A 26649-nucleotide genomic window follows, 5' to 3' on the forward strand; every position below is an offset into this window, starting at 1 on the left:
AGGAGCACCAAATGACGACGCCCTTCCTCTGGCACAACGGCCAGATCAAACCCTGGACCGAGGCTACGGTCCACGTCAGCACCCACGCGCTGCACTACGGCTCCTCGGTATTCGAAGGCGAGCGCGTATATGCGACGCCGCAGGGCCCGGCCTATTTCCGCCTCGCCGATCACACGCGCCGCCTGTTCGAATCGGCGCGCATCTACGAGATCGAGATCGGCTACAGCGAAGACGAGATCAACGCGGCCTGCCATGAAGTGATCCGCGCCAATCGCATGAAGTCGGCCTATGTGCGCCCCATCGTGTTCCGCGGCGCAGGCGGCCTGGGCGTGCTGCCGAAGACCGATTCGCCGGTGGACGTGGCGATCATGGCGCTGGAATGGGGCGCGTATCTCGGCGAAGCACTGGAGCACGGTGCCGACGTGTGCGTGTCCTCCTGGCAGCGCCCCGCACCGAACACCTTTCCCAGCTGGGCCAAGGCCGGCGGCAATTACCTCAGCAGCCAGCTGATCGCGCTCGAGGCGCGTCGCGGCGGCTACGCCGAAGGCATCGCGCTGGGTCATAACGGCCTGCTGAGCGAAGGCGCGGGCGAAAACCTGTTCCTGGTGAAGAACAACAAACTGCTCACGCCACCGACCAGCGCGGGCATCCTCGCCGGCATCACCCGCGAGTCGGTGATCACGCTGGCCGGCGAACTGGGCATCGTGGTGGAAGAACGCGACCTGCCGCGCGAAGCGCTATACACCGCCGACGAGATCTTCATGACCGGCACCGCGGCGGAAATCACGCCAGTGCGTTCGGTCGATCGCAAGCCGGTGGGTGCAGGACGTCCGGGCGACGTCACACGCGCACTGCAGAAGGCGTTCTTTGGCTTGTTTGATGGCACCACAGCTGACCAGTGGGGCTGGCTCACGCCCGTCCAGATCGAAGCAGCGCAGGAGGCTGCGTAATGGCAAAGACATTGTTTGAAAAAGTGTGGGACGCCCATGTCGTCGCCGCTGAAAGCGCCGACACCCCCGCAATCCTCTACGTCGATCTGCACCTGGTGCATGAAGTCACCTCGCCGCAGGCCTTCAGCGAACTGCGCGAGCGCGGTCTGAAGCTGCGTCGCCCCGATCGCATGCTGGCAACGCTCGATCACTCCACGCCCACCCTGCCCGCCGGCGCCGACGGCGAGCGTCCCTACGCGAACGCCGAAGCCAAGGCGCAGGTGTCGCAGCTGGAAACCAATTGCCGCGAATTCGGCGTTGAACTACACGGCTGGAACAGCAGCGATCGCGGCATCGTGCATGTGTTCGGCCCGGAACTGGGTGCGACCCAACCCGGCATGACCATCGTCTGCGGCGACAGCCACACCTCCACCCACGGTGCGTTCGGTGCGCTGGCATTCGGCATCGGCACCACGGAAGTCGGTCACGTGATGGCCACGCAGTGCCTGCTTCAGCGCAAGGCGAAAACGCTGGCCATCCATGTGGACGGTCATCTGTCCGCGGGCGTAGGTGCGAAGGACCTGATCCTGCACATCATCGGCGAGATCGGCGTGGACGGTGGCACTGGCTACGTCATCGAATATCGCGGCGACGCCATCGAGCAGCTGTCGATGGAAGAGCGCATGACGGTGTGCAATATGTCGATCGAAGCGGGCGCACGTGCAGGCATGATCGCGCCCGACGAAACGACATTCGCCTGGCTGAAGGGCCGTCCCCGTTCGCCGCAGGGCGCCGCCTGGGACGAAGCCGTCGCACGCTGGAAGTCGCTGCGCACGGACGATGGCGCCGAGTACGACCGCGAAGTGCGCATCGACGCGAGCAAGGTGCGTCCCACCGTCACCTATGGCACGCATCCGGGCATGGCCATCGCGATGGACAAGCCGGTTCCCGCGGCACGCAATGCTCAGGAAAAGCGCGCGCTGGATTACATGAAGGCCGAGGCCGGCAAGCCGATGCAGGGCACGCCGGTCGACGTGGTCTTCGTCGGTAGCTGTACGAACTCGCGCCTTTCGGATCTGCGCGAGGCCGCTCACGTACTGCGCGGTCGTCGCGTCGCCGATGGTGTGCGCATGCTGGTGGTGCCGGGTTCCGAAGCGGTGCGCCGCGACGCGGAGAACGAAGGCTTGCATCACGTATTCACCGCTGCAGGTGCCGAGTGGCGTGAGCCCGGTTGCTCGATGTGCATCGCCATGAATGGCGACTTCGCGCAGCCGGGACAGTTGGTGGTGAGCACCTCAAACCGCAACTTTGAAGGTCGCCAGGGCAAGGGCGCGCGCACGGTTCTGGCGAGTCCGGCCACGGCGGCAGCATCGGCCGTCGCGGGGCGCATTGCCGATCCGCGTGAGTATGCGACGGAGGTGGCCGCATGAAGGGGCGAGCTTTTCTTCCTCTCCCCTCCGGGGAGAGGACTGAGGTGAGGGGTCACTCTTGCCTCGGTCAAACATCAGAGCGCGCTTCGATGTGCGTTCCCGCGAGCACCCGCCCCTCATCCGCCCCTTCGGGGCACCTTCTCCCCGGAGGGGAGAAGGGACTTTGTCCTTCGGAGGTTTTTTAATGCGCCCGATCACCCGCCTCCACTCCCGCACCGCCGTGCTGCCGGACGAGAACATCGACACCGACCGCATCATCCCCGCGCGCTTCCTCACCACCACCGAGCGCGCCGGCCTGGGCAAGCTGTGCTTCAACGACTGGCGCTATCAGGCCGACGGCAGCGACAACCCGGCCTTCCCGCTCAATCAGCCACAGGCGAAAGGCTGCTCGATCCTCATCGCCGGCCGCAATTTCGGTTGCGGCTCCTCGCGCGAACACGCGCCGTGGGCGCTGCTCGACTACGGCATCCAGGCGGTGCTGTGCAGCGAGATCGCCGACATCTTCCGCAACAACGCGCTGAAGAACGGCCTGCTTGCCATCGTGCTGGACGAAGCCGAACACCGCTGGCTGCTGGAACACCCGGGCATCGAGCTGTCCATCGACGTGAAGGAACAAGTGATCGCCCTGCCCGACGGCGGCCATATCCATTTTCAGCTCGAAGCATTTGCCCGCCACTGCCTGCTCAACGGCGTGGACCAGCTTGGGTACCTGCAGCAACACAGCGACGCCATCACCGCCTACGAACAACGCACGGAGAAAGCTGCATGAGAGCGCACATCGTCACCCTGCCCGGCGACGGCGTCGGCCCCGAGGTCACTGCAGCGGCCGTGGCCGTGCTCGATGCCGTGGCAGCGCACTACGACCATCACTTCCATTTTGAAGAACACCAGATTGGCGGTTGCGCCATCGATGCCACCGGCGAGCCATTGCCCAAGGCCTCCCTGGAAGCCTGCAAGGCCGCCGACGCGGTGTTGCTCGGTGCGGTCGGTGGCCCGAAGTGGTCCGACCCGAGTGCACCGGTGCGTCCCGAGCAGGGTCTGCTGGCGCTGCGTGCCGCGCTGGGCGTCTACGCCAACCTGCGACCGCTGCAGGTGCATCCCGCGCTGGCCGAGCTGTCGCCGCTGAAGAACGAAAAGCTGAAAAACGTCGACGTGCTGTTCGTACGCGAACTCACCGGCGGCGCGTACTTCGGTGCCAAGACACGCACCATCGACACCGCCATCGACGAATGCAAGTACACCGTGGCTGAAGTCGAGCGCGTGACGCGTCGCGCATTCCAGCTGGCACGGGAACGCCGCAAGCACGTCACCTCGGTGGACAAGGCCAACGTGCTGGAAACCTCGCGCTTGTGGCGCAGCACCGTGCAGCGCATCGCCGGTGAATTTCCCGATGTGAAGCTGGAACACCAGCTGGTCGATTCGATGGCCATGCTGTTGCTGACCCAGCCTGGCAAGTACGACGTGGTGGTCACCGAGAACCTGTTCGGCGACATCCTCACCGATGAAGCCGCCGCGCTGGCCGGCTCGCTGGGCCTGCTGCCTTCGGCGTCGCTGGGCGAAGGCAAGGGTGGACTGTATGAGCCCATCCACGGCTCCGCGCCGGATATCGCCGGCCAGGGCGTGGCCAATCCGATTGGCGCCATTCTTTCCACCGCGATGCTGCTGCGCCATTCGCTGGGGCTGGAAGAAGAAGCGACTACGGTGGAAGCGGCCGTGGCCGAAGTGCTGGAGCACGGTCCGCATACCCGCGACATCGGCGGCGACGCCGGCACGCAGCAGGTATTGGAAGCGGTGTTGGCCGCCATCGACGAACACGCCTGCAACGCGGCAGCTTTTCTTCGCTGGGGCCGCGCCTGTGGCTGAGTCATTCGAGCATCTCTCAAGGAACACGCATGCGCAGTGATCTGATCAAGACCGGCCCCGACCGTGCCCCCGCGCGCGCCATGCTCCGCGCCACCGGCCTGGACGACGAAGCGATTGCCAGGCCGCTGGTGGCCGTCGTGCACACCTGGTCCAACGTGAGCCCGTGCAACCTCAATCTGCGCGAACTGGCCGAACATGTCGCCGACGGCATTCGCGCTGCGGGCGGCACGCCGGTGGAATTCAACACCATCGCCGTGACCGACGGCATCGCCATGGGCACGCCCGGCATGCGCGCCTCGCTGATCAGCCGAGAGGTGATCACCGACTCCATCGAGCTGGCCGTCGATGGCCACTGCCTTGACGCGATGGTGGTGCTGTGCGGTTGCGACAAGACCATTCCTGCCGCTGCGATGGCGATGGCGCGACTCAATATCCCGGCCGTCGCGATGTACGGCGGCACGATTGCGCACGGCACCCACGACAACCATCCGATCACCATCCAGCAGGTGTTCGAAGCAGTCGGTGCGCACGGCGCGGGCAAGATCAGCGATGCCGAACTGACTTCAGTGGAGCGCGATGCCTGCCCCGGCGCCGGTGCATGCGGCGGGCAGTTCACTGCCAACACGATGGCGATGGTGCTCTCCACGCTGGGCTTGTCGCCGCTGGGCTTCAATGACATCCCCGCCACACATCCAGCGAAGGCAGTGGCCGCACGCCGCTGCGGCGAGCTGGTGATGGAGTGCCTAAAAGAAAACCGCACGCCACGCGAACTGCTCACCGAAACCGCGTTCCGCAATGCCGCGCGCATGGTCGCAGCCACGGCCGGTTCCACCAACGCTGTGCTGCACCTGCTCGCCATCGCACGTGAAGCGGGTACGCCGTGGACGCTGGAGGATTTCGAGCCTGCATCGAAACACACCCCGGTGATCGCAGATCTGTTGCCTGGCGGCCGCTACACCGCGGTCGAGATGTTCGGGGCCGGCGGCAGCGCACGCGTGGCGGAAGAACTGATTGCCGCGGGCATGCTGATCGACGCACCCACCGTCACCGGTCGCAGCCTGTTCGATGAAGTCGCTGCGGCACCGCGAGCTGAAACGCAGGACGTGGTGCATCCGGTGTCAAAGCCGCTGAAGCCGCGCGGCGGCTATTCCATCCTCTACGGCAATCTCGCGCCGGACGGTTGCATCCTCAAACTCGCCGGCAAGGGCGCCAACCACTTCGAGGGACGCGCCCGCGTGTTCGAAAGCGAAGAGCAGGCGTTTGCCGCCGTTCAGGGCGGCAGCATCGAGAAGGGCGACGTCATCGTGATCCGCAATGAAGGCCCGGCGGGTGGCCCAGGCATGCGCGAGATGCTGGGCGTGACGGCGGCGCTGATCGGCCGCGGCCTGGGCGACGACGTGGCCTTGATCACCGATGGTCGCTTCTCCGGCGCCACCCACGGCTACATGGTCGGCCATATCGCACCGGAAGCGGCGCGCGGCGGCCCGATTGCGCTGCTGCACGAAGGCGATCGCATCCGCATCGACGCCGAAACGCGCCAGATCAGCACCACCGCCGATCTCGCCTCCCGTCGCGCCAGCTGGCAACCGCCTGCGCCCAAGGTCACGCGCGGCGCCATGGCCAAGTACGTCGCCCTGGTGGGCTCCGCGTCTGAAGGAGCCACCACGCAACCCATCGCATCACGCAGTCCATCCGCCTCTGTTTCCCGACACGTCAACGAAGACACGAACGCAGGAGTCACCGCATGAGCAACAACAACGACACGCTGGCCAAGGCCCGCATCGCCGTCCTGGGCTTTGGCAGCCAGGGCCGCGCCCACGCACTCAACCTGCGCGACTCCGGTCTCGACGTGGTGGTTGGCCTGCGCAAGGGTGGCCCCTCGTGGGAGAAAGCCCGCGCCGAAGGTTTCACCGTGGCTGAGCCGGGCGATGCCGTGAAGGACGCCGACCTGGTCGCCGTGCTCACGCCGGACATGGTGCAGCCGCAGCTATATCGCGAGCACATCGAGCCGAACATCAAGCCGGGCGCAGCGTTACTGTTTGCGCACGGTTTCAACGTGCACTTCAAGCAGATCGATCCGCGCGCCGACATCGACGTGATCCTGGTGGCGCCCAAGGGCCCGGGCGCGCTGGTGCGTCGCGAGTATGAAATCGGTCGCGGCGTGCCCAGCATCTGGGCCGTGCACCAGGACGTCAGCGGCCAGGCGGAAGCCCGCGCCAAGGCGTATGCCGATGGCATCGGCGGTGGTCGCGCGCTGCTGATCAAGACGGACTTCAAGGAAGAGACCGAGACCGATCTGTTCGGCGAACAGGCGGTGCTTTGCGGCGGTGCCAGCTCCCTGGTACAGGCTGGTTTTGAAACGCTGGTCGAAGCCGGTTACCAGCCGGAAATCGCCTATTACGAAGTGCTGCACGAACTGAAGCTGATCGTGGATCTGTTCTACGAGGGCGGCATTTCACGCATGCTGGAGTTCGTCTCCGAAACCGCGCAGTACGGCGACTACGTGAGCGGCCCGCGCGTGATCGATGCCGGCACCAAGGCGCGCATGAAGGACGTGCTCACCGATATCCAGGACGGCACCTTCGCGCGCAACTGGATCGCCGAATACCAGGCCGGCCTGCCGAACTACAAGAAGTTCAAGCAGGCGGACCTGGAGCATCCGGTGGAACAGGTCGGCGCCAAGCTGCGTGCTCGCATGCCGTGGCTGCAGGCGAATGCGCCCAAGCCCTCGGCTGAGCCGCTCAAGAAAGTAGGTTGATATTTGGCCGCTGCGGCTGATGCCGCAGCGGCATGCTGGTTGTTGTTCGACTTGAGAGGGGCGCTTATCCCGCAAGCATGCAAGACCCTTCCTGGCCCTCCCCCGATGATTTGGGGGAGGGCACTTTTCCAACCAACTCGATCCGCCGAAGCATCGGCGAATCTGGGGAACCCGACCATCGTGAACGTGCCACTGCAACGTGCTCTTGAAAGTCGCGACATGCCCGCTTCGACGCATGCGCTCGCCGGCCAGACCATGAGCGGTGCAGAAGTCGTCGTGCAGGTATTGGCGGACGAAGGCGTCGACGTGCTGTTCGGTTATTCGGGTGGCGCGATCCTGCCGGTGTACGACGCGGTCTTCCGATTCAATGCCACGCATCTGTCGCCGATGGGCGGCGAGCCGATGCCCTTGATCGTGCCTGCCAACGAGCAAGGCGCCGGCTTCATGGCGGCCGGCTATGCGCGCGCCTCGGGCAAGGTGGGCGTGGCCATCGTCACCTCCGGCCCGGGCGCCACCAATATGGTCACGCCGGTGCGCGATGCGATGTCCGATTCCGTGCCGATGGTGGTGATCTGCGGCCAGGTGCCCACCGGCGCGCTCGGCAGCGATGCCTTCCAGGAGGCACCGGTCAGCAACATCATGAGTCCGTGCGCCAAGCACGTGTTCCTGCTCACCGATCCCTCGCGGCTTGAAGTCACCTTGCGTACGGCCTTTGAGATCGCGCGCAGTGGACGTCCGGGCCCTGTCGTTGTCGATATCCCCAAGGATGTGCAGAACAGTCCGCTCACCTTCGCCGGTGAAGGCACGCTGCCTATTCCCGGCTATCGCGCCCGCCAGCACGCCATCCAGAGCGCACGCGTGGATGACGCGCAGTGCGAGATTTTCTTCAACGCGCTGGCAAGGGCGAAGCGTCCGCTGATCTATGCGGGTGGCGGCATCATCTCGGCGGAGTCCTCCGCCACGCTGCGCGCTTTCGTGAAGCAGTTTGGCCTGCCGGTGACCACCACCTTGATGGGCATCGGTGCGATCGACACCACTGAACCGCTCGCCTTGCATATGTTGGGCATGCACGGTACGGCCTACGCCAATTACGCCGTCGAGGACTGCGATTTCCTGCTCGCGCTTGGCGCTCGTTTCGACGATCGCGTGGCCAGCGTGCCGGAGCGCTTTGCCCCGCACGCACGCTTCATCGCACAGATCGACATCGACCCCGCCGAGATCGGCAAGGTGAAGTCGGTGGACTGGCATCATCATGGCGACCTCGACGCGACGCTATCGCGCCTGCAGCAATACGGCATCCGTCACGGCCTGCATTTCGCAAACGATGGGCGCTATGCGGACTGGCACTCCCATATTGCTGCGCTCAAGCACACGCATGCGCTGAACTACGACCGCGAGAGCGCGTTGATCCAGCCGCAGGCGGTGATCCAGGCCATCAACGAACACACCCAAGGCCGCGCCGTGATCAGCACCGGCGTGGGCCAGCACCAGATGTGGGCCGCGCAGTACTTTGATTTTCGCGAGCCGCGCCATTGGCTCACGTCCGGTTCCATGGGCACCATGGGATTCGGCCTGCCCGCCGCCATTGGTGCGCAGTTCGCGCGGCGCGACGCGGTGGTGATCGATATCGACGGCGACGCCAGCATCCGCATGAATCTGGGCGAGCTGGAAACCGTCACCACCTATGGCCTGCCGGTCAAGGTCGTCGTGCTCAACAACATCGGCGACGGCATGGTGCGCCAGTGGCAGAAGCTGTTTTTCCGTGGCCGCTTTGCATCGTCGGACAAGAGCCTGCACAAGAAGGACTTCATCAAGGCGGCGCAGGCTGATGGGTTCGAGTGGGCGAAGCGCCTGGAGGACAAGGCGGAACTGGCGGAGACCATCGCCGACTTCCTTGCCTTCGATGGCCCTGCATTTCTGGAAGTGATGATTGACCCGGATGCCGGCGTGTATCCGATGGTGGGTCCGGGGGCGACGTACGCGCAGATGATCACCGGCGATTTCATTCCGTCGCGGGTGGCACCGGCGTCGGACGGCGATGCCACCTCGGACATGTTCTGAGCATCGGCAACACGGAGCCCGCATGAGACATACGCTATCCATCCTGTTGCAAAACGAATCCGGCGCCCTGATGCGCGTGGCCGGGCTGTTCGCCGCGCGTCATTGCAATATCGACACGCTTACCGTCGCCGCCACCGAAGATCCGGCCGTCACACAACTCACCCTGGTGCTGCATGGCGCCGACGCCACCGTCGAACAGATCATCAAGCAGACGCGCAAGCTGGTGGACGTGATCGAGGTAAGCCACCCGCTCGCCACGCCATGAATGCACTTGCTGCCACGCTGGACGCGGATCCGCTGAGCGAGCACGAACTACTGCGCCAGACAGTGGGCGCGCGCGTCTACGATGTGGCGCGCGAGACATCGCTTGAGCCGGCGACGCTCCTATCCACGCGATTGGGGCAGCGTGTCTTGCTCAAGCGCGAAGACCAGCAGCCGGTTTTCTCGTTCAAGCTGCGCGGCGCCTATAACCGCATGTGTCAGCTGGACGCGGCGCAACGAGCCCGTGGCGTGATCGCCGCCTCGGCGGGCAACCATGCCCAAGGCGTGGCGTTGGCGGCGGCGCGGCTTGGCATACACGCAGTGATCGTGATGCCAGTGACGGCACCCCAGGTCAAGGTCGACGCCGTGCGTCGCTTTGGCGGCGACCAGGTCGATATCGTGCTGACCGGCGACTCCTATAGCGATGCGCAAGCCGCGGCGGCACGACTGCAGCACGAACACGGCTACACCTTCGTCCATCCGTTCGACGATCCCGCGGTGATCGCCGGGCAGGCCACCGTGGGCATGGAAATCCTGCGCCAGCATCCCGGGCCACTGCACGCCATCTTCGTGCCCGTCGGCGGTGGCGGTTTGCTCGCTGGTATCGCCGCTTATGTGAAGGCGCTGCGTCCGGATGTGAAAGTGATCGGCGTTCAGACCTGCGACTCCGATGCGATGGTCCAATCACTGGAGGCAGGCGCACCGGTATCGCTGTCGGAAGTCGGCCTGTTTGCGGATGGCACGGCCGTGAAGCGTGTGGGCGATCTCACCTTTGCGCTGTGCCAGCGCCATGTGGACGCCATGCTGCGGGTGGATACGGACGCGATCTGCGCGGCCATCCGCGATGTCTTCCAGGACACCCGCAGCGTGCCCGAGCCTGCCGGCGCACTCGCGCTGGCCGGGCTCAAGCAATACGTCGCCACGCATGGCGCTTCGGAACACCCGATGGTGGCCGTCGTCTCAGGCGCCAACCTCAATTTCGACCGGCTGCGCTTTGTGGCCGAGCGCGCGGAAGTGGGCGAGCAGCGGGAAGCGGTGTTCGCGGTGACCATACCCGAGGAACGCGGCAGCTTCCGCCGTTTCTGCGAGGCACTGGATCAGCGCAGCATCACGGAATTCAACTACCGCATCGGCAATGCCAGCCAGGCGCATATCTTCGTCGGCATACAGACTGCGCATCGCGATGAGCGCGAGACGTTGATCGAGGCTTTCCGTGCCCACGATTTCGGCGTGCTCGATCTCACCGACGATGAACTGGCCAAGCTGCACCTGCGCCACATGATAGGTGGCAGCTCACCGCTGGCGCGCGACGAGCAGCTGTTCCGTTTCGAGTTTCCCGAACGCCCGGGCGCGCTGACGCGCTTTCTGGGGCATATGCATCCGGACTGGAATATCAGCCTGTTCCATTACCGCAATCAGGGGGCGGATTACGGGCGCATCCTGGTCGGAATTCAGGTGCCGCCGGATGAACGGATCCTGTTTCAGGCGTTTCTGGACACACTCGGCTATCCGTATCGCGACGAGAGCGAGAATCCGGCGTATCGGTTGTTGTTGAGGGAATGAGGCACGTCAGTCGCGCACAGGGTGCGCTCCCACAGGGACCCCACAGGGGGCTGGATCCTCCTGTGGGAGCGCACCCTGTGCGCGACGCTCTCCGTCACGACTCGACCACCTCCAACTCAAACACATGGTTGTCGTAATCACTGAAATACAGCGCCGTGTCCTCGCGGGCCATCTGATAATCCAGCGCCAGCTCGTCCATGCGCCGCGCGCAATCGAGCTGCTCCTGCTTGGTCACGGCGAACGCGATGTGGTCGCCGTTGCGTGACGCGGGACCGCTGCCGCGGATCAGGGCAAATTCCAGCCCCGCCAGCGCCACGATGACTTCCGGATGGCTATCGGCCGGATCTTCCTCGCGCAAAATGCGCGCATCCTCGAACACGCCGGTCAACAGCTCGGCCGTGCGCGTGGGATGGGCAACGATCAGGGCGACGTGGCTCAGGGCTTTGGGCACGGGCTCATCTCCAGTCGGGAAAGTGGAAAGTTTAGGCCGCTTTATGACCGTGTTGCGACAAGGTGCGCCCCGCAAACCGGCGCTGCGTCACGCTACCCACGGCGGTGGGCCACGCTACACTTCATGGATGGCTCCTACTTCCCGCAAGCGCCAGCGGCGCAACCTGCCGACTACGAGTACACCGCGTCCGCGCCCTGGCGCGGGCTCTAGACCGGCGCGCTCGACGCAGCCCGCGGATAGCTCCTCCCGCGCCACGCGCGTGCTCGACTGGCTGCTGCAGCGTTTGCCGGCGCCCTATCGCAGCAAGGCGCGCGACTATCTGGTGCTGACCCGCATGGATCGCCCGATCGGCGCGCTGCTGTTGCTGTGGCCGACCTGGTGGGCGCTGTGGCTGGCGGCCTCGGATTTCCCGCCGCTGAAGCTGCTGGTGATCTTCACGCTGGGTGTGTTCTCGATGCGTGCGGCCGGCTGCGCCATCAACGATTTCGCCGACCGCAAGCTTGATCCCCAGGTGGAACGTACGGCAGGGCGACCTATCGCGGCCGGACGTGTGACGCCGCGCGAGGCCCTGATCATCTTCGCCAGCCTGTTGGTGTTCTCCTTCGTGCTGGTGCTGTTCACCAACAAGCTCACCATCTGGCTGTCCTTCGCGGGCGCCGGTCTGGCGGCGATCTACCCGTTCACCAAGCGCTACACACACCTGCCGCAAGTCGTGCTGGGTGCGGCGTTCGGCTGGGCGATCCCGATGGCGTTCGCGGCCGTGATGAATACCGTGCCGCCGGTGGGCTGGCTGCTGTTCATCGCCAACATCATCTGGTCGGTGGTGTACGACACCCAATACGCCATGGTGGACCGCGACGAGGACATCAAGGCCGGCGCCAAATCCACCGCCATCCTGTTTGGCGACGCGGATCTGCCGATCCTGGGCATTCTGATGGCCACCTTCCTGCTGGCGATGCTGCTGGTGGGCCAGCGCGCGATGCTGGGCTGGCCCTACTGGATGGGCCTGCTGGTGGCCGCTGGCCTGTTCGGCTGGCAGATGTGGCGCATCCGCAGCCACGACCGCGCCGCCTGCCTGTGGGCCTTCCGCAACAACAACTGGCTGGGCATGGCGGTCTGGATCGGCATCGTGCTGGCGCTGGCGTTCCGCTAAGCAACACCCCTCTCGTCATCACCTGTGGGAGGGCACCCTGTGCCCGACGCGGCATCGCCAATCGCCGCGCCGCCGGGTTGTCGCGCACAGGGTGCGCTCCCACAGGTTTCTTCGCCTACCCTGTCGATTCCACCGGGGCTCCTTCGTCGTGTGCATAAGAGCCACACTCACAGGAGCAAGCACATGCGATTCGTAGCCATGGTCAGGGCCACCCGGGCCTCCGAAGCCGGCGAGATGCCGAGCGAAAAACTGCTGACCGAGATGACCCGCTTCAACGAGGAGCTGGTCAAGGCCGGGGTGATGCTGGCCGGCGAAGGTCTGCACCCCAGCAGGAGCGGTGCACGCGTGCGCTACGAGGGCGACCAGCGTACTGTCATCGACGGCCCGTTTACGGAAACCAAGGAGCTGATCGCCGGTTTCTGGGTACTGCAGCTGAGCTCGCTGGAAGAGGCCATCGAGTGGATGAAGCGCGCACCCAACCCGTTCGATGACGGCGCCTCGGAAATCGAGATCCGCCGCGTCTTCGAAGCGGAGGATTTCGGCGATGCCTTCACGCCCGAAGCGCGCGAATTGGAAGCACAGCAGCGCGCCCGCATGGGCGATCCACGCTGAACCCGCCAGGAGATGTCACCATGCTGATCCAGCCCTATCTGTTCTTCGACGGCCGCTGCGAGGAAGCCCTCGCCTTCTACGGCAAGGCCGTCGGCGCGCAGGTGCAAACGCTGATGCGATTCAAGGACAGCCCCGAACAACCGGGCGACCAGGCCGCCGGTCCACGCCCTGCGCATGGCGAGAAAATCATGCATGCCTCGATGCGGATCGGCGAATCGCTGGTCAATGCATCCGATGGCGAATGTGGTGGCACGCCGGATTTTCGCGGCTTCTCGCTGGTGATCAATGCCAAGGACGATAGCGAGGCCAAGCGCTCGTTCGAGGCCTTGCTGGAGGGCGGCGGCGAGGCGTCCATGCCGCTGTCCAAGACCTTCTTTGCCTCCAGCTTCGGCATGTTGCGCGATCGCTTCGGCGTGCACTGGATGGTGATGTCGCCACCCTGATTCCGGCGGCGGCATGGTGCGCGCGAACTTGCGCCGCCACCGGCGTGGTGTTGTGATCGGCGGCCATGACGGCCACTGATATCCATCGCACCATCGAAGCGGTCTGGCGCATGGAATCGCCACGCCTGATCGCCGGCCTCGCCCGCATCGTCCGCGACGTGGGCGTGGCCGAGGAACTGGCGCAGGACGCGCTGGTCACGGCGCTGGAGCAGTGGCCGCAGACGGGGGTGCCGCGCAATCCGGGCGCCTGGCTGATGACTACCGCCAAGCATCGCGCGATCGACCAGATGCGGCGCCACGCGCTGCATCGTCGCAAGGAAGGGGAACTGACGCGCGAGATCGAAGACCAGCTCGAACAATCCGTGGGAGACCCGGATGCCATGCTCGACAATCCGGTCGGTGATGATCTGCTCAGCCTGATATTCACGGCATGCCATCCGGTGCTGTCCACCGAGGCGCGCGTGGCGTTGACCCTGCGCCTGCTCGGCGGCCTGACCACCAGCGAAATCGCGCGCGCCTTCCTGGTGCCCGAGCCCACGGTGGCACAGCGCATCGTGCGCGCCAAACGCACGCTCAGCGAAGCCCAGGTGCCGTTCGAAGTGCCGCGCGGCGACGAGCTCGCGGCGCGCCTCGCCTCCGTGCTGGAAGTGGTCTACCTGATCTTCAACGAAGGCTACGCGGCCACCTCGGGCAGCGACTGGATGCGTCCGGCGCTCTGCGAGGAAGCCATGCGCCTGGGCCGCGTGCTCGCTGGCCTGGCCCCGGCCGAAGCCGAGGTGCATGGCCTGGTGGCGCTGATGGAAATCCAGGCGTCGCGCACCGCCGCGCGGCAAGGGCCGCACGGCGAGCCCATCCTGCTGGGCGAGCAGAACCGCGGGCGCTGGGATCAGCTGCTGATTCAACGCGGCCTGGCCGCGCTGCAACGCGCCGAAGCACTGGGCGGCAGCGAACGTCCGTACACACTCCAGGCGGCGATTGCTGCCTGTCATGCGCGGGCGCGCACCGTGGACGCCACCGACTGGTCGCGCATTGCCGCGCTCTACGACACGCTCGCGCGCCGCCTGCCCTCGCCGGTGGTGGCACTCAATCGCGCGGTGGCTCACGCGCAGGCATTCGGCCCCGAGGTGGGCCTGAACCTGGTGGACGCACTGCGCGACGAACCCCTGCTACGCCACTATCACCTGCTGCCCAGCGTGCGCGGCGACCTGCTCGGCAAGCTGGGTCGTCATGCCGAGGCGCGCGAAGAATTCGAGCGCGCCGCCTCGCTCACACGCAACCTGCGCGAGCGGGAGTTGCTGTTGCAGCGTGCGGCCGCCAGCAGCGCGGCCTGAAGGCGATCACTGGATGGCGTGTGGCGGAAAGCACAAGATCAAGCCAAGTATCGCCGCGTAACCAAGGGCCGCCATCAACAGGCTGAGCAGCACGACAAACACCAACCGCAACACGCCCTTGGCGGCCCAGCCAAGTTTGTCCATGCCTACACCTTGCACAGCCGGTCAGCCCGATAGGCGTCCAGGCTGGGCACCGCGCCATACATCCAGTCGACGAACGCATTGCGCTCGTGCCACATCACTTCCATGTCCCACAGGCAGAACGAATAGCGCGACATGTCCTCGACCCAGCCGGTGGCATCTTCCGCCGCCACCGCGATGAACATCTCGTTGTCGTTGCCCCACCACCCCAGCACCAGATAACGCGCTTGCGCCGCTTCGTGGCAGATCGCAAAGGCCGGCGTGGTCGACCATGCGATGGGTCGCGCCCGCTTCATCGCCGCCATGCGCGGCAAGTAGCGCGAGATATCCACGGCGCCGCTGCCGGCGGCAATGGTGTAGACCTTGATGCCGTCGGCGTCCGTGTCGGCAGGCAGGTTCACGATGGGGCGGGGGCGATACATGGCCTTGGCTTCCTCTGAAGCGGGATCAAAAGAACGGGGCTCGCCGGCGCATCATCGCACTCCATTGCGCCACGCCGTATCTGCCGATTTAATGGCGCGGCGGGCAGCCCCTGGGAGCCCGTGGCCGCCCCAGGGCCGCCCTCGCATCGAAGCGCTGTCCTCCCTCTGTCCGTTCATGGTGAAGGAGCAAGGCATGGAACGTTCGTATCGGGCATCAACCTCGGTGCTGACTGGCAGCGGCGCGTGGGGCAACAGCGCTGCGCAGACACACCTGTCCCAGCAGTGGCTGGCCCTCTGCATGATGTCGCTGGGCGCGCTGGGCTTCATCTACGGCGACGTCGCCCTGGTGTGGCAGCACCTGCCGATCGAGCACATGCCGGGGGCGCGGCCGATCGCCTATCTGTTTGCGCTGATCGAACTGGTGGCCGGCATCGGACTGCTGCTGCGCAGCTGGGCAAAGCCCGCATCGGTCTTGCTGGTGGTCTTCATGCTGGTGTGGACGGTATTGCTCAAATTGCCCGCCGTGATCGTGGTGCCCTCGATGGAGGCCACCTGGCTGGGCCTGGGCGAGATTGCGGTGATCTTCGCGGCTGCGTGGGTGTTGTTTGCCGGCCATCTGGGCGAACGCAGCGACGGGTTGCGCCATCTCACCGGGCGACGCGGCGTGCGCGCGGCGCGCGTGGTGTTTGCGCTATCGCTGCCGATGATCGGCCTGTCTCACTTTGTTTACAGCGAGCAGACCGTAGCGCTGATTCCGACCTGGTTGCCGTACCCCCTGGGCTGGGCGTATTTCACCGGCGCCTGCAGCATCGCCACCTGCCTGGCGGTGCTGTTTGGCGTATTGCCGCAGCTGGCGGCAAGGCTCGAGGCGGCGATGCTATGGATCATCACCCTACTGGTGTGGGTGCCCACGGTGGTCGCCACGCCTCATGACCGCACCGGCTGGACCGCGCTGGCGATTTCCGCCGCCATCGCGTGCGGGGCCTGGGTGGTCGCCGACTCTTACCGAGCCGTGCCCTATCGTTCCGCCTGATAGCTGTGGACGGCATCGAGCACGCGCGCTGAATACACCAGCGCCGCGCCGGCATTCATGGCCACCGCCACGCCCAGCGCTTCGGCAATTTCATCCGGGGTGGCGCCCTGCTTCAGCGCCTCGGCGGTGTGCACCGTGATGCAGCCGTCGCAGCGGGTGGTGACCGCCACCGCCAGCGAGATCAGTTCGCGCGTCCTGGCGTCCAGGTGACCGGTCTTGCTGCCGGCGGCGGACAGGGTCTGGTAGCCGGCCACGGTGTCGGGGCTCAGCTTGGCGATCTCGCCGATGCGGCCGAGCAGCTGTTTGCGGTATTCAGGCCAATTCAACATGGCGCTCTCCAGGGGACACAACACCTTCATGCTGCGCCCGATCGACGGGGCGCGTGAATAAGCCAGCATGGATACCTCGATGGTTCGGTACCGGACGGCCCGCGTCTTGCAGGTCGTCTGAAAAACATCGACAAGCACGCTTGCGGGGCTTGGTATTGCCGACCCGTTCTGTTCGAATCGCAGTCACACGCGCACCGGGTGACTGAGGAAATCGCACATGCATCAAACTGGGTTTGAAGGCGCCTTGTTCGCATCCATTGGCCTGTCTCCCCTTGCGACCCTGGTCACCAACCCGCGTCTGCCGGATAACCCGATCGTCTGCGTCAATGCCGCCTTCTGCGAGCTCACCGGCTACCAGGAGGATGAAATCCTGGGCCGAAACTGCCGTTTCCTGCAGGGCGCCGGCAGCGAGCCCGATCAGCGGGCCTTGCTGCGCGACGCCATCGCCAACGGGCGACCCTCGTTGACCGTGCTCACCAATTACCGCAAGGACGGCACCGCGTTCCGCAATGCCGTGATGGTGGCGCCTCTGATCGGCGCCGACGGCGCCGTCGAGTACTTCATCGGCTCGCAGATGGACGTCTCCGGCACCCCCGATCGCGCGCACAACCAGCGTATCGCCCATGCCTCAGCCCTGGTGGGCGCACTCACGCCACGGCAAAAGCAGGTGCTGGAACACATGTCGCGCGGCATGCGCAACAAGCAGATCGGCGATTTGCTGGGCATCGAAGAGAAGACCGTGAAGATGCACCGCGCCAGCCTGCTCAAGCGACTCGGGGCGACCACCAGCGCCGATGCCATCCGCATCGCGATCGAGGCAGGCAGTCCGCACTGACAACGTTGTCGTTCGCCGACCCTGGCCTAAAGGTCGTATTGCTCTGGTAACGATGCGGGCGTTAGAAAAGAACGAGGGGAATCACGATTGCGCGCGTTCGTGCTGCGAGTGGCTTGCCACGCGGGATGACAGCGCGCGACAACCCCGCCGATCGCTGCGCCAGCACCGCCGGTGCGTGCAAGTCGCAGGCTGATCGGCCGTGCTTTTGAACGCAGCAAGCGGGGACGTGCAGCGTCATGTGGCGGGAACTCGAAAGTTCCAGGGATCGCAATGCGCCCGAAGAAGGCAACGTGGAAAGCCGCGCGCGGTTTCTGGTCGATGCATCGTTTCCGCCGCGTGGCGTTGAACTGCTGCGTTCGGCAGGCGCCCAGGTTTGGACGTCCGCCGACTGCGGGCTGCTGGGTCAGACCGACGCCGCCCATGCTGCCTATGCGCTGGCGCATGAACGGGTGCTGCTCACCTGCAATCCCGACTTTCTCGATCTGCAGCGATTTCCGCTGCAACGCGGCTCGGCCATCTTCGTGTTTCATTTCGGCAGCGGATCGGTGAACGACCTGCGCCGGGCGCTGCGCTGCCTCGCGCCCGTACTGGGCAGCAGCTGTTTCAGCGCAGGCTGCACGGTCGAGGCGAGCAGCACGGGATGGGCGCGCTACCACTGCCATGGCAACGGGACTCGCCAGCGCCGCAAGTACCGCCTCTGGCACGGCAAGCTGCAGGAGTGGATGGGCGAATCCTGCGAGACCGCTTAGGTCTTTGCCGCTGGCGCGCGCGCCAGCGCCCAGACATCGACGCGTCGGACTCCCGCCCGCTTCAGCACGCGCGCACATTCGCTCAGCGTGGCGCCAGTGGTCATCACGTCGTCAAACAGCGCCACGTGCCCGGGCCACGCCGTATGCGGTCGTACGTTGAAGGCGCCGCGCACGTTGCGGCGACGGGCCAGTGCGCCAAGTTCAGTTTGCGCCGGTGTGGCCCGCGAGCGGATCAAGGCGTCGACGTGGAGCGAGGGACCAAGCCGGCTTGCCAGCGGCTTACCCAGCTCGATCGCCTGGTTGTAGCCGCGTTCGCGCAGTCGGCCGGCATGCAGCGGCACCGGCAGCAGCCACGCCGGCATGTTCGACGGTGGCCATTCCCGCAACCATAGCGACGAGAGCACGCGACCCGCGGCCAGGTCGGCGCCGAACTTGAAACGCGATTCCAGACGGTCCAGTGGCCATGCGTAACGAAATGGCACCCAGGCCGAATCCCACGGCGGCGGACGGCGCTGGCATTGGCCGCATAGTTCGGCCGCCTGGGGCAGGGGCAGCGCGCAGCGAGCGCAACACGCCTGGTTGCGCGGTAACTCGGCGGCACACTGGCGGCACAGATCCAGCCCGTCGGCGCCCGCGGCGCCGCACAGCAGGCAGCGATAGGGGAGTACAAAACGTTGCAGCGCCCCAAGCAGGGGTCGCCCGAGCGGTAGCGCGTCCATGCGCATGGGCCATCCTTAGTTTCGTGGCTTGTAAATGGCTGCGTCGAGGCCCGCCCAAAGATGGATGACCCAGCCCATTTTGACGATCCAGAGCACGGCGGCGAGCACGATCATGACGAGGGCAATCCAGGGGCGCCGTTGCAGTAGCTGCCCCAGCCCGGGTATGAGCAAGCTGCAGATGGCCGCCGGCACCGATCCAATGCCGACCTGTCGTGCATTCATGCCAACAACTCCCGCGGAGTGAATGCTTCGATGGTAGCGGCAGCCATACGTCCGCGCATCGTCAACCCGCGCCTTTCATCGAAAGTTGACAAGAAAACGCGCGCTGCCACACTTGTCCTCATCCCCAACCCCAGAGCTGTCGCCATGGCCCAACCCATCCGTCACGACTGGACGCGCGCCGAAGTGGCTGCGCTGTTCGCGCTGCCGTTCAACGAACTGCTGTTTCGCGCGCACAGTGTGCATCGCGAACACCACGATCCGAACGCCGTGCAGGTGTCCACCCTGCTCTCCATCAAGACCGGTGGCTGCCCGGAAGATTGCGCCTATTGCCCGCAGGCGGCGCGCTATGACACCGGTGTGCAGGCGCAGAAACTGATGAGCGTGGAAGCGGTGCTCGAACAGGCCAAGGCCGCCAAGAGCGCCGGCGCCAGCCGCTTCTGCATGGGCGCCGCCTGGCGCAGCCCCAAGGACCGCGACGTGCAGAAGGTCGCCGAGATCGTGCGCGCCGTGAAAGGCCTGGGCCTGGAAACCTGCGCCACGCTGGGCATGCTCAATGGCGAACAGGCCAAGACCCTCAAAGGCGCGGGCCTGGACTTCTACAACCACAACCTGGACACCGCGCCGGAGTTCTACGGCGAGATCATCCACACCCGCCAGTACCAGGATCGCCTGGACACGCTTGAACACGTGCGCGAAGCCGGCCTGAAAACCTGCTGCGGCGGCATCGTGGGCATGGGCGAAACGCGCGACCAGCGCGCCGGCCTGCTGCAGACCCTGGCCAACCTGCCCGAACATCCCGAATCGGTGCCGATCAACCAGCTGGTACAGGTGGAAGGCACGCCGCTCAGCGGCACTGAAGCCATCGACCCGTTCGATTTCGTGCGCACCATTGCCGTCGCCCGCATCCTGATGCCCGCCTCGATGGTCCGCCTCTCCGCCGGCCGCCAGCAGATGGACGACGCCGTGCAGGCGCTGTGCTTCTTCGCCGGCGCTAACTCGATTTTCTACGGCGAAAAGCTGCTCACCACCGGCAACCCGGACGTGGAACACGACCGCCAGCTGTTCCAGCGTCTGAACCTGCATGCATTGGAAGTGGTGGAGACGTCGGGCACCGTGCACGCGGATATCGTGGAGCATTGCGCGGCCTGATCAGCCCCTGTGGGAGCGCACCCTGTGCGCGACAGGCCCGGAGCGCACGCTGCATGACGCGACCACCGATGACAGAGATACACCACTGCGCCGCGGTCGCGCACAGGGTGCGCTCCCACAGGGAGACGCATCGCGATGCGTGACGACCTGCTCACCCGCCTCGCCGCCCAGACGCAACAGMGTGAACAGGCCGGCCTGCGCCGCCGCCTGCAAACGGTGACTCACGCCGACGGCATGTGGCTGGAGCGCAACGGCCGTCGCCTGCTCTCGTTCTGCAGCAACGACTATCTCGGCCTGGCGCAGCATCCCTCATTGATCGATGCACTCAAGCGCGCTGCCGACAGCGATGGTGTCGGCAGCGGTTCCGCGCATCTGATCTGCGGCCATCGCAACGCACATGCTGCGCTGGAAGAAGCGCTCGCCGAATGGACCGGGCGCGAACGCGCGTTGCTGTTCTCCACCGGTTATATGGCCAATCTCGGCGTGATGCAGGCACTGCTGGCGCGCGACGACGTCTGCGTGCAGGACAAGCTCAACCATGCCTGCCTGCTCGATGGCGCCCAGCTCGCAGGCTGCGAGTTGAAGCGTTATCCGCATGCCGACGTGGCAGGCGCCGAACGCCAGCTGCGCGCTCGACCCGAAACGGCGGCGCTGCTCGCCACCGATGGCGTATTCAGCATGGATGGCGATATCGCGCCGCTCGCCGAGCTGGCCGCACTCTGTCATCGCGAAGACGCAAGCTTGATGGTCGACGACGCGCATGGCCTGGGCGTGTTGGGTGAGCACGGCGAAGGCAGCGTATCGGCTGCCGGCCTCTCACAGAACGACGTCCCCGTGCTGATGGCCACGCTGGGCAAGGCCCTGGGTTGCAGCGGCGCGTTCGTCGCGGGCTCCGCTGCCCTGATCGACGGATTGGTGCAGTCCGCGCGTACCTACATCTACACCACGGCCATGCCGCCTGCGCTCGCTGCCGCCACGCTGGCCGCCATACGGCTGGCGCAAACAGAAGGCTGGCGGCGCGAGAAACTCCACGCGCTGATCGCCCGCTTCCGTGCCGGCGCAGCGCAGCTCGGCCTGCCTCTGATGCCCTCGCCCACGCCCATCCAGCCGCTGCTGCTGGGGGATGCACAAGCCGCACTGGCGGCCTCCGAAGCGCTTGAGCGAGCGGGTTTCCTGGTCACCGCCATCCGCCCGCCGACCGTGCCGCAAGGCAAGGCCCGCCTGCGCATCACCTTGTCGGCCGCCCACCAGGAAACCGACGTGGACCGCCTGCTGGAGGCGCTTTCCCGGCTCCGGCTGGCCGGCCCCGTATAATGGCGGTCTTGCCGTACCCCTTCCCCGTCATGTCCATCATCAACCTTTCCGCTTATCGCTTCGTCGGCCTGGACGATCTCCCTGCGCTGCGCGAGCGCATCCTTGAACGCTGCCAGACGCTGGCGCTCAAGGGCACGATCCTGCTTGCGCCCGAGGGCATCAACCTGTTCCTGGCCGGTCCACGCGAGCCCGTCGAAGCGTTCATGGACTGGCTGCGCACTGATCCGCGCTTCGCCGGGCTTGAGCCGAAGGAATCGATCTCCGGGGACGTGCCGTTCGGCCGCATGCGCGTGCGCCTGAAGAAGGAAATCATCACCATGCGCATGCCGACCATCCGCCCCGAAGGCGGTCGCGCACCATCGGTGGCGCCGGCAACGCTGGAGCGCTGGCTGGCACAAGGCCATGACGACGACGGTCGCGAGGTCGTGCTGATCGACACGCGCAACGACTACGAAACCGATGTCGGCCTGTTCGAAAACGCGGTGGACTATCGCATCGGCAGCTTCACCGCCTTTCCCGATGCCATCGCGGCCGACCGCGCGCGCTACGAGAACAAGACCGTGGTCTCCTACTGCACCGGCGGCATCCGTTGCGAGAAGGCGGTGCTGCACATGCAGGACATCGGCATGGACAACGTGTTCCAACTCGAAGGCGGCATCCTGAAGTACTTCGAAGAAACCGACGGCACCCACTGGCGCGGCGAATGCTTCGTGTTCGATGAGCGCGGCGCGGTGGACAAGAGCCTGGCGCCTGCGCCCCAGCTCGCCAACGACGAGAGGCTTGGGTGAGTCTACATATCGAAACCCACGGCCACGGCGAAATCCCCGTCGTGATCCTGCATGGCTGGGCCATGCATGGCGGCATGATGGAGCCGCTGTGCGAAGCGCTCGCCGATCGCTGCACCCTGCATGTGGTCGATCTACCCGGTCACGGTTGCTCGCGCGACAGCACGCTGCCGCTGGAGCCCTCGCTCGTCGCCGAAGCGATTGCACGCATGACGCCTCCGGCGATCTGGGTGGGCTGGTCGCTGGGCGGACTGATCGCAATGACCGCCGCGCTGGAACATCCGCAGCATGCGCGTGCGCTGGGCGTCATCGACGGCACCCCTAAATTCTCGCGCGACGACAGCTGGCCCCACGGCAGCGATCCCAAGCTGGTGCGCCAGCTGGCCGACGATCTGGAAACCGACTATCACGGCACGCTGGAGCGCTTTATTGCGCTCGAAGCCATGGGCAGCCGCGATCCGATCGCCGAAGTACGCCACCTGCGCAGCCTGATCTTCCAACGCGGCGAACCGAACCTGCGCGTGCTGCAGGAAGGCATCCGCATCCTGGAAACCACCGACCGCCGCGCCGATCTCGCCACGCTGAGCGTGCCCAGTGCATGGATCGTCGGCCGTCGCGATCGCATCGTGCCGCCACCGGCGATGGCATGGTCGGCCGGGCAGGCACACGGCAGCTATGTGGAAATCGCGCACGCGGGCCACGCGCCGTTCTTTGGTTACGCAAGCGGCGTCGCCAACGCCCTGGCGCCGCTGCTGGACAGTTTTCGATGACCGACTCGCATTTCGACCGCCGGCAGGTGCGCCGCAATTTCAGCCGCGCGGCCACCACCTATGAACAGCACGATGCCTTGCAACGCGAAGTGCAGACCCTGCTGCTCGATCGCCTGGGCTTCTATCTGGAAGCGCCGGAACGCGTCATCGACGTGGGCGCAGGCCCCGGCCGCGGCACGGCCCTGCTGCGCAAGCGTTATCCCAAGGCGCAGCTGATCGCGATGGATCTGGCGTTGCCCATGCTGCGCGCCGCCAAGAAGAACATCAGCTGGCTGAAACCGTTCCAGCGCGTGTGTGCCGAAGCCACCGCGCTGCCGCTGCCCGACCACAGCGTGGATGTGCTGCATTCCAATTTGTGTTTCCAGTGGATCGATGATCTGCCGGCGCTGTTCGGCGAATGCGTGCGCGTGCTCAAGCCGGGCGGCCTGCTGGTGTTCTCCACCTTCGGTCCGGATACGTTGAAAGAACTGCGCGCCGCCTGGGCCGACGCCGACCAGCAGCCGCACGTGAGCCGCTTCCTGGACATGCACGATCTTGGCGACGCCATGATCAGCGCCGGCCTGCGCGACCCCGTGCTCGACGTGGACCGTTACACGCTCACTTACAGCGAACCGCGCCAGCTACTGAAGGAACTGCAGGGACTCGGCGCCACCAACGCCGACCGCGAACGCGAACGTCACCTGCTGGGCAAGCGGCACTACCAGCGCATGCTGGCTGCCTACGAAACCATGCGCGTCGATGGCCGCATTCCCGCCACCTGGGAAGTGGTCACGGCGCACGCCTGGGGCCCGCCGCCGGGCCAATCGCGCCGCCTGGCCGGCGGCGGCGAAATGGCCAGCTTCTCCATCGACAGCTTGCGCGGATCACGGCGTCGCTGAAGCACACCGTTATCTGGGGTGCACACATTTGTGGGAGCGCACCCTGTGCKCGACGGCCCCAAGGATATCGAGACTTCCCAGCGCGACGCGCGCCCCAGTCACGCACAGGGTGCGCTCCCACATGATCGATGCGGTGTCTTAGACCTGCTTGTAGCGAAAGCAGCTCACCACGTGGTCATTGACCATGCCGGTCGCCTGCATGAAGGCGTAGCAGATGGTGGTGCCGACGAAGCGGAAGCCGCGCTTCTTCAGATCCTTGCTCATGCGATCGGATAGCGGGGTGCTGGCGGGCACGTCGCCCTGCCCGGTCCACTTGTTGCGGATGGGCTTGCCGTCGACAAACGACCACAGATACGCGTCCAGGCTGCCGAATTCGCCGATCACCTCCAGCGCCGCAATCGCGTTGTCACGCGTGGAATAAACCTTGAGTCGGTTGCGCACGATGCCCGGATCGAGCAAGGCCTTCTCCAGTTCGCGCTCTTTCATCGCAGCGACCCGCTTGATGTCGAAGTCGTGGAAGACACGGCGGTAGTTGTCGCGCTTGAGCAGGATCGTTCGCCACGACAGGCCCGCCTGGGCACCCTCCAGGCAGAGGAATTCGAACAGTGCCTGGTCATCATGCAGCGGCGTGCCCCACTCGGTGTCGTGGTAGTCGTGCATGTCGTCGCTATTGCCCCAGGGGCAGCGTTTTTTGATGGATGTCGCCATGATTCAATCCGCGGCTTGGTCGCCGCGCCCCGTGCGAAAACCGATGATGGCGCCGGCACACGCGGCCAGGACCGCGAGCCATGGCCAGAGAAATTGCCGCAACGACGGCAACCAGAATAAGCCCAGCAGCAAGCTGATCGCCGCGACGGCAAAGATCCAGCCATGCTCCGGGCGGCGCAACAGCAAGCTGACGCTGGCGATCAACAACAGCAGCGCGCCGAGCGCGATCGGTGCCGCCTTCGGCCACGCGACGCCCGAGCGCAATCCTTGCAGCACGTCGGGGAACGCAAACAGCATGCCCACGAAAGCGAGCAGCCCGATGCAGGCCACAAGGACGTTTCTCGCACGGGTTCCTGTCACGCCCATCCCCTGTAAGCTGCCGGGAAAGCCACGACGCTATCCCACCCCTGCGCGCCGGACAAGGGCAGCCTGCCGCGCGCGATGCCACGTGCAGAACGCCATGACATCAACCACAGCTTCACGCCACGCCTTGCTCGCCCTGCTCGCCACCATCCTGATCTGGGCCTACAGCTGGATCGTGATGAAGCAGGTGTTGCAGCATGCGGGCCCGTTCAACTTCTCCGCGCTGCGTTACTCGCTCGGTGCGCTGGTGCTGTTCGGCGCCTTGGCGGTGACCCGGCAATCGCTGCGGCCGCCACCGTTGCTGCCGACCATCGTCATCGGCCTGTGCCAGACCACCGCCTTCCAGGGCCTGGGTCAGTTGGCATTGGAAAGCGGCGGCGCCGGTCGCGTGGCGCTGCTGGCCTACACGATGCCGTTCTGGTCGGTCTTGCTGGCGTGGGTGATCCTCGACGACCGTCTGACCCGCCGCCACTGGTGGGGTCTGGGGCTGGCCGCGATGGGACTCACTTGCATCATCGAACCCTGGCACGGCCTGGGCAGTCGGCAAAGCACGCTGCTCGCCATCTGCGCAGGTCTGGCATGGGCAATGGGCACGGTGCTCAGCAAACGCGTCTTCATTCACCACAAGCCCACACCGCTCAACCTCACCGCATGGCAGATGCTGTTCGGCGCGCTGGCGCTGATCGTGGTGGCGCTATGCGTCCCCCAGCGTCCCTTCGACTGGACCTGGGATCTGATCGCGGGCCTGGCCTATAGCGTCATCCTGGCGTCGAGCCTGGCCTGGGGACTGTGGCTGATCGTGCTGCAACGCCTGCCAACGGCACTCGCCAGCGTCGCCAGCCTGGGCGTGCCCATCGTCAGTGTGCTGCTCGCCTGGGCGATCCTGCACGAGCAACCCAGCGGCATGGAAATCCTCGGCATCATCTTCATCCTGCTCGGCTTGCTCGCCGTGAGCGGCGTGCGCCTACGCCGCTCCCAACCTGCGCGCGGTTAAAATGCCCGGTTTGCGTCGACCAGGAGACCACCCATGAACGTCAAAGACAGCAACGGCGCCGTGCTCGCCGACGGCGACTCGGTCCAAGTGATCAAGGACCTCAAGGTCAAAGGCTCCTCGCAGACCCTCAAGCGCGGCACCGTCTTCAAGTCCATCCGCGTGGACGAAGACAATCCGGAAGAAGTCGAATGCCGCGATGGGCGCTCGACGCTGGTGTTGAAGACATGTTTTATCAAGAAGGTTTGAGAGGCGGCACCTCGCTATAACGCGTTTGTAGGGGATCACGCTGGCGGATCAACACTACGGTCAGCTTTTTGTGGGAGCGCACCCTGTGCGCGACAAACCTACGGAGCGGTACACCGCATCGTGGCTGTCGCGCACAG

Annotated in this window: 31 protein-coding genes; 23 read left to right on the forward strand and 8 right to left on the reverse strand. The window is 65.6% G+C overall.

Going from position 1 to position 26649, the window contains the following annotated elements:
• Positions 1-11: 11 nt before the first annotated feature.
• The 9 genes from AC1DMG_RS01095 to ilvA all read left to right on the forward strand — a co-directional run bounded on the left by AC1DMG_RS01095 (position 12) and on the right by ilvA (position 10865).
• Entirely contained in the window at positions 12-950 is a 939-nt protein-coding gene (locus tag AC1DMG_RS01095) for a branched-chain amino acid transaminase (protein WP_441602743.1), read from the forward strand.
• Positions 950-2359 (forward strand): 3-isopropylmalate dehydratase large subunit, encoded by a 1410-nt coding sequence (leuC, locus tag AC1DMG_RS01100; protein ID WP_441602742.1) that lies wholly within the window; start codon positions 950-952, stop codon positions 2357-2359. The genes AC1DMG_RS01095 and leuC overlap by 1 nt, the downstream gene beginning before the upstream one ends.
• 184 nt (positions 2360-2543) lie before the next feature.
• Positions 2544-3128, forward strand: coding sequence for a 3-isopropylmalate dehydratase small subunit (gene leuD, locus AC1DMG_RS01105; RefSeq protein WP_441602741.1), 585 nt, complete (start codon positions 2544-2546; stop codon positions 3126-3128).
• The gene (gene leuB, locus AC1DMG_RS01110) at positions 3125-4222 is read left to right on the forward strand and encodes a 3-isopropylmalate dehydrogenase (protein WP_441602740.1); all 1098 of its coding nucleotides are present in this window, start codon (positions 3125-3127) and stop codon (positions 4220-4222) included. The genes leuD and leuB overlap by 4 nt, the downstream gene beginning before the upstream one ends.
• A gap of 29 nt (positions 4223-4251) precedes the next feature.
• Positions 4252-5970 (forward strand): dihydroxy-acid dehydratase, encoded by a 1719-nt coding sequence (ilvD, locus tag AC1DMG_RS01115; protein ID WP_441602739.1) that lies wholly within the window; start codon positions 4252-4254, stop codon positions 5968-5970.
• Positions 5967-6980 (forward strand): ketol-acid reductoisomerase, encoded by a 1014-nt coding sequence (gene ilvC, locus AC1DMG_RS01120; RefSeq protein WP_441602738.1) that lies wholly within the window; start codon positions 5967-5969, stop codon positions 6978-6980. Before ilvD ends, ilvC begins: the two co-directional genes overlap by 4 nt.
• Positions 6981-7199: 219 nt before the next feature.
• A complete protein-coding gene (gene ilvB / locus AC1DMG_RS01125) occupies positions 7200-9041 on the forward strand; it encodes a biosynthetic-type acetolactate synthase large subunit (protein ID WP_441602737.1) in 1842 nt (613 codons plus the stop codon).
• A 22-nt stretch (positions 9042-9063) separates the two neighbouring features.
• Entirely contained in the window at positions 9064-9306 is a 243-nt protein-coding gene (ilvN, locus tag AC1DMG_RS01130) for an acetolactate synthase small subunit (protein WP_477180102.1), read from the forward strand.
• Positions 9303-10865, forward strand: coding sequence for a threonine ammonia-lyase, biosynthetic (ilvA, locus tag AC1DMG_RS01135; RefSeq protein WP_441602736.1), 1563 nt, complete (start codon positions 9303-9305; stop codon positions 10863-10865). The genes ilvN and ilvA overlap by 4 nt, the downstream gene beginning before the upstream one ends.
• Before the next feature lie 94 nt (positions 10866-10959).
• Here ilvA and AC1DMG_RS01140 read toward each other — a convergent pair whose 3' ends face one another.
• Positions 10960-11316, reverse strand: a complete 357-nt coding sequence (locus tag AC1DMG_RS01140) for a VOC family protein (protein ID WP_441602735.1) — start codon at positions 11314-11316, stop codon at positions 10960-10962.
• A 259-nt stretch (positions 11317-11575) separates the two neighbouring features.
• Here AC1DMG_RS01140 and ubiA point away from each other — a divergent pair, with 259 nt between their 5' ends.
• From ubiA to AC1DMG_RS01160, 4 genes are all read left to right on the forward strand, one after another.
• A complete protein-coding gene (ubiA, locus tag AC1DMG_RS01145) occupies positions 11576-12469 on the forward strand; it encodes a 4-hydroxybenzoate octaprenyltransferase (RefSeq protein ID WP_441602734.1) in 894 nt (297 codons plus the stop codon).
• A 183-nt stretch (positions 12470-12652) separates the two neighbouring features.
• A complete protein-coding gene (locus AC1DMG_RS01150) occupies positions 12653-13081 on the forward strand; it encodes a YciI family protein (RefSeq protein WP_441602733.1) in 429 nt (142 codons plus the stop codon).
• Between the two features lie 20 nt (positions 13082-13101).
• Positions 13102-13524, forward strand: a complete 423-nt coding sequence (locus tag AC1DMG_RS01155; protein WP_441602732.1) for a VOC family protein — start codon at positions 13102-13104, stop codon at positions 13522-13524.
• 65 nt (positions 13525-13589) lie between these two features.
• The gene (locus tag AC1DMG_RS01160) at positions 13590-14855 is read left to right on the forward strand and encodes an RNA polymerase sigma factor (protein WP_441602731.1); all 1266 of its coding nucleotides are present in this window, start codon (positions 13590-13592) and stop codon (positions 14853-14855) included.
• Between the two features lie 6 nt (positions 14856-14861).
• Here AC1DMG_RS01160 and AC1DMG_RS01165 read toward each other — a convergent pair whose 3' ends face one another.
• Together AC1DMG_RS01165 and AC1DMG_RS01170 are read right to left on the reverse strand one after the other, a co-directional pair.
• Positions 14862-14999, reverse strand: a complete 138-nt coding sequence (locus AC1DMG_RS01165; protein WP_441602730.1) for a hypothetical protein — start codon at positions 14997-14999, stop codon at positions 14862-14864.
• Positions 15000-15001: 2 nt separating this feature from the next.
• Positions 15002-15418, reverse strand: a complete 417-nt coding sequence (locus AC1DMG_RS01170) for a hypothetical protein (RefSeq protein WP_441602729.1) — start codon at positions 15416-15418, stop codon at positions 15002-15004.
• 193 nt (positions 15419-15611) lie between these two features.
• Between AC1DMG_RS01170 and AC1DMG_RS01175 the strand changes: the two genes are divergently transcribed.
• Positions 15612-16451, forward strand: a complete 840-nt coding sequence (locus tag AC1DMG_RS01175) for a DoxX family membrane protein (protein ID WP_441602728.1) — start codon at positions 15612-15614, stop codon at positions 16449-16451.
• On the opposite strand, the gene AC1DMG_RS01180 is transcribed toward AC1DMG_RS01175, so the two are convergent.
• Complete coding sequence (locus AC1DMG_RS01180) at positions 16436-16780, reverse strand: carboxymuconolactone decarboxylase family protein (protein ID WP_441602727.1); 345 nt, start codon at positions 16778-16780, stop codon at positions 16436-16438. The genes AC1DMG_RS01175 and AC1DMG_RS01180 overlap by 16 nt on opposite strands.
• 217 nt (positions 16781-16997) lie before the next feature.
• Between AC1DMG_RS01180 and AC1DMG_RS01185 the strand changes: the two genes are divergently transcribed.
• Both AC1DMG_RS01185 and AC1DMG_RS01190 read left to right on the forward strand, forming a co-directional pair.
• A complete protein-coding gene (locus AC1DMG_RS01185) occupies positions 16998-17615 on the forward strand; it encodes a PAS domain-containing protein (protein ID WP_441602726.1) in 618 nt (205 codons plus the stop codon).
• Positions 17616-17851: 236 nt separating this feature from the next.
• Positions 17852-18364 (forward strand): DUF5615 family PIN-like protein, encoded by a 513-nt coding sequence (locus AC1DMG_RS01190; RefSeq protein ID WP_441602725.1) that lies wholly within the window; start codon positions 17852-17854, stop codon positions 18362-18364.
• Here the strand turns inward: AC1DMG_RS01190 and AC1DMG_RS01195 are convergent.
• Together AC1DMG_RS01195 and AC1DMG_RS01200 are read right to left on the reverse strand one after the other, a co-directional pair.
• Positions 18361-19083: a ComF family protein gene (locus tag AC1DMG_RS01195; protein ID WP_441602916.1), complete on the reverse strand. Its 723-nt coding sequence runs from the start codon at positions 19081-19083 to the stop codon at positions 18361-18363. The two genes, AC1DMG_RS01190 and AC1DMG_RS01195, sit on opposite strands and share 4 nt — an antisense overlap.
• Before the next feature lie 15 nt (positions 19084-19098).
• Positions 19099-19305, reverse strand: coding sequence for a hypothetical protein (locus tag AC1DMG_RS01200; RefSeq protein ID WP_441602724.1), 207 nt, complete (start codon positions 19303-19305; stop codon positions 19099-19101).
• 144 nt (positions 19306-19449) lie between these two features.
• Here AC1DMG_RS01200 and bioB point away from each other — a divergent pair, with 144 nt between their 5' ends.
• The 5 genes from bioB to bioC all read left to right on the forward strand — a co-directional run bounded on the left by bioB (position 19450) and on the right by bioC (position 24201).
• On the forward strand, positions 19450-20454 hold the full coding sequence (bioB, locus tag AC1DMG_RS01205; protein ID WP_441602723.1) for a biotin synthase BioB: 1005 nt from the start codon (positions 19450-19452) through the stop codon (positions 20452-20454).
• Between the two features lie 135 nt (positions 20455-20589).
• Positions 20590-21768 (forward strand): 8-amino-7-oxononanoate synthase, encoded by a 1179-nt coding sequence (gene bioF / locus AC1DMG_RS01210; RefSeq protein ID WP_477180103.1) that lies wholly within the window; start codon positions 20590-20592, stop codon positions 21766-21768.
• A gap of 29 nt (positions 21769-21797) precedes the next feature.
• Positions 21798-22556 (forward strand): sulfurtransferase, encoded by a 759-nt coding sequence (locus tag AC1DMG_RS01215; protein WP_441602721.1) that lies wholly within the window; start codon positions 21798-21800, stop codon positions 22554-22556.
• Positions 22553-23323: a pimeloyl-ACP methyl ester esterase BioH gene (gene bioH / locus AC1DMG_RS01220; protein ID WP_441602720.1), complete on the forward strand. Its 771-nt coding sequence runs from the start codon at positions 22553-22555 to the stop codon at positions 23321-23323. The genes AC1DMG_RS01215 and bioH overlap by 4 nt, the downstream gene beginning before the upstream one ends.
• Positions 23320-24201 (forward strand): malonyl-ACP O-methyltransferase BioC, encoded by an 882-nt coding sequence (gene bioC / locus AC1DMG_RS01225; RefSeq protein WP_441602719.1) that lies wholly within the window; start codon positions 23320-23322, stop codon positions 24199-24201. Before bioH ends, bioC begins: the two co-directional genes overlap by 4 nt.
• 138 nt (positions 24202-24339) lie before the next feature.
• Here bioC and AC1DMG_RS01230 read toward each other — a convergent pair whose 3' ends face one another.
• Together AC1DMG_RS01230 and AC1DMG_RS01235 are read right to left on the reverse strand one after the other, a co-directional pair.
• Entirely contained in the window at positions 24340-24909 is a 570-nt protein-coding gene (locus AC1DMG_RS01230; RefSeq protein WP_441602718.1) for a DNA-3-methyladenine glycosylase I, read from the reverse strand.
• A 3-nt stretch (positions 24910-24912) separates the two neighbouring features.
• Positions 24913-25206 (reverse strand): hypothetical protein, encoded by a 294-nt coding sequence (locus tag AC1DMG_RS01235; protein ID WP_477180104.1) that lies wholly within the window; start codon positions 25204-25206, stop codon positions 24913-24915.
• A 163-nt stretch (positions 25207-25369) separates the two neighbouring features.
• On the opposite strand from AC1DMG_RS01235, the gene AC1DMG_RS01240 reads away from it, so the two are divergent.
• Together AC1DMG_RS01240 and AC1DMG_RS01245 are read left to right on the forward strand one after the other, a co-directional pair.
• Complete coding sequence (locus AC1DMG_RS01240; RefSeq protein WP_441602716.1) at positions 25370-26266, forward strand: DMT family transporter; 897 nt, start codon at positions 25370-25372, stop codon at positions 26264-26266.
• A gap of 33 nt (positions 26267-26299) precedes the next feature.
• The gene (locus AC1DMG_RS01245) at positions 26300-26512 is read left to right on the forward strand and encodes an alkylphosphonate utilization protein (protein ID WP_354014380.1); all 213 of its coding nucleotides are present in this window, start codon (positions 26300-26302) and stop codon (positions 26510-26512) included.
• The last annotated feature ends 137 nt before the right edge of the window (positions 26513-26649 follow it).

This window comes from Dyella sp. 01N36, from assembly GCF_056399745.1.

Bases quoted from the DNA above. Each gene is read 5' to 3' on its own strand.
- AC1DMG_RS01095 (WP_441602743.1), top strand. From the start codon at position 12: ATGACGACGCCCTTCCTCTGGCACAACGGCCAGATCAAACCCTGGACC.
- leuC (WP_441602742.1), top strand. From the start codon at position 950: ATGGCAAAGACATTGTTTGAAAAAGTGTGGGACGCCCATGTCGTCGCC.
- leuD (WP_441602741.1), top strand. From the start codon at position 2,544: ATGCGCCCGATCACCCGCCTCCACTCCCGCACCGCCGTGCTGCCGGAC.
- leuB (WP_441602740.1), top strand. From the start codon at position 3,125: ATGAGAGCGCACATCGTCACCCTGCCCGGCGACGGCGTCGGCCCCGAG.
- ilvD (WP_441602739.1), top strand. From the start codon at position 4,252: ATGCGCAGTGATCTGATCAAGACCGGCCCCGACCGTGCCCCCGCGCGC.
- ilvC (WP_441602738.1), top strand. From the start codon at position 5,967: ATGAGCAACAACAACGACACGCTGGCCAAGGCCCGCATCGCCGTCCTG.
- ilvB (WP_441602737.1), top strand. From the start codon at position 7,200: ATGCCCGCTTCGACGCATGCGCTCGCCGGCCAGACCATGAGCGGTGCA.
- ilvN (WP_477180102.1), top strand. From the start codon at position 9,064: ATGAGACATACGCTATCCATCCTGTTGCAAAACGAATCCGGCGCCCTG.
- ilvA (WP_441602736.1), top strand. From the start codon at position 9,303: ATGAATGCACTTGCTGCCACGCTGGACGCGGATCCGCTGAGCGAGCAC.
- AC1DMG_RS01150 (WP_441602733.1), top strand. From the start codon at position 12,653: ATGCGATTCGTAGCCATGGTCAGGGCCACCCGGGCCTCCGAAGCCGGC.
- AC1DMG_RS01155 (WP_441602732.1), top strand. From the start codon at position 13,102: ATGCTGATCCAGCCCTATCTGTTCTTCGACGGCCGCTGCGAGGAAGCC.
- AC1DMG_RS01160 (WP_441602731.1), top strand. From the start codon at position 13,590: ATGACGGCCACTGATATCCATCGCACCATCGAAGCGGTCTGGCGCATG.
- AC1DMG_RS01165 (WP_441602730.1), bottom strand. From the start codon at position 14,999: ATGGACAAACTTGGCTGGGCCGCCAAGGGCGTGTTGCGGTTGGTGTTT.
- AC1DMG_RS01170 (WP_441602729.1), bottom strand. From the start codon at position 15,418: ATGTATCGCCCCCGCCCCATCGTGAACCTGCCTGCCGACACGGACGCC.
- AC1DMG_RS01175 (WP_441602728.1), top strand. From the start codon at position 15,612: ATGGAACGTTCGTATCGGGCATCAACCTCGGTGCTGACTGGCAGCGGC.
- AC1DMG_RS01180 (WP_441602727.1), bottom strand. From the start codon at position 16,780: ATGTTGAATTGGCCTGAATACCGCAAACAGCTGCTCGGCCGCATCGGC.
- AC1DMG_RS01185 (WP_441602726.1), top strand. From the start codon at position 16,998: ATGCATCAAACTGGGTTTGAAGGCGCCTTGTTCGCATCCATTGGCCTG.
- AC1DMG_RS01190 (WP_441602725.1), top strand. From the start codon at position 17,852: ATGTGGCGGGAACTCGAAAGTTCCAGGGATCGCAATGCGCCCGAAGAA.
- AC1DMG_RS01195 (WP_441602916.1), bottom strand. From the start codon at position 19,083: ATGGACGCGCTACCGCTCGGGCGACCCCTGCTTGGGGCGCTGCAACGT.
- AC1DMG_RS01200 (WP_441602724.1), bottom strand. From the start codon at position 19,305: ATGAATGCACGACAGGTCGGCATTGGATCGGTGCCGGCGGCCATCTGC.
- bioB (WP_441602723.1), top strand. From the start codon at position 19,450: ATGGCCCAACCCATCCGTCACGACTGGACGCGCGCCGAAGTGGCTGCG.
- AC1DMG_RS01215 (WP_441602721.1), top strand. From the start codon at position 21,798: ATGTCCATCATCAACCTTTCCGCTTATCGCTTCGTCGGCCTGGACGAT.
- bioC (WP_441602719.1), top strand. From the start codon at position 23,320: ATGACCGACTCGCATTTCGACCGCCGGCAGGTGCGCCGCAATTTCAGC.
- AC1DMG_RS01230 (WP_441602718.1), bottom strand. From the start codon at position 24,909: ATGGCGACATCCATCAAAAAACGCTGCCCCTGGGGCAATAGCGACGAC.
- AC1DMG_RS01235 (WP_477180104.1), bottom strand. From the start codon at position 25,206: ATGCTGTTTGCGTTCCCCGACGTGCTGCAAGGATTGCGCTCGGGCGTC.
- AC1DMG_RS01240 (WP_441602716.1), top strand. From the start codon at position 25,370: ATGACATCAACCACAGCTTCACGCCACGCCTTGCTCGCCCTGCTCGCC.
- AC1DMG_RS01245 (WP_354014380.1), top strand. From the start codon at position 26,300: ATGAACGTCAAAGACAGCAACGGCGCCGTGCTCGCCGACGGCGACTCG.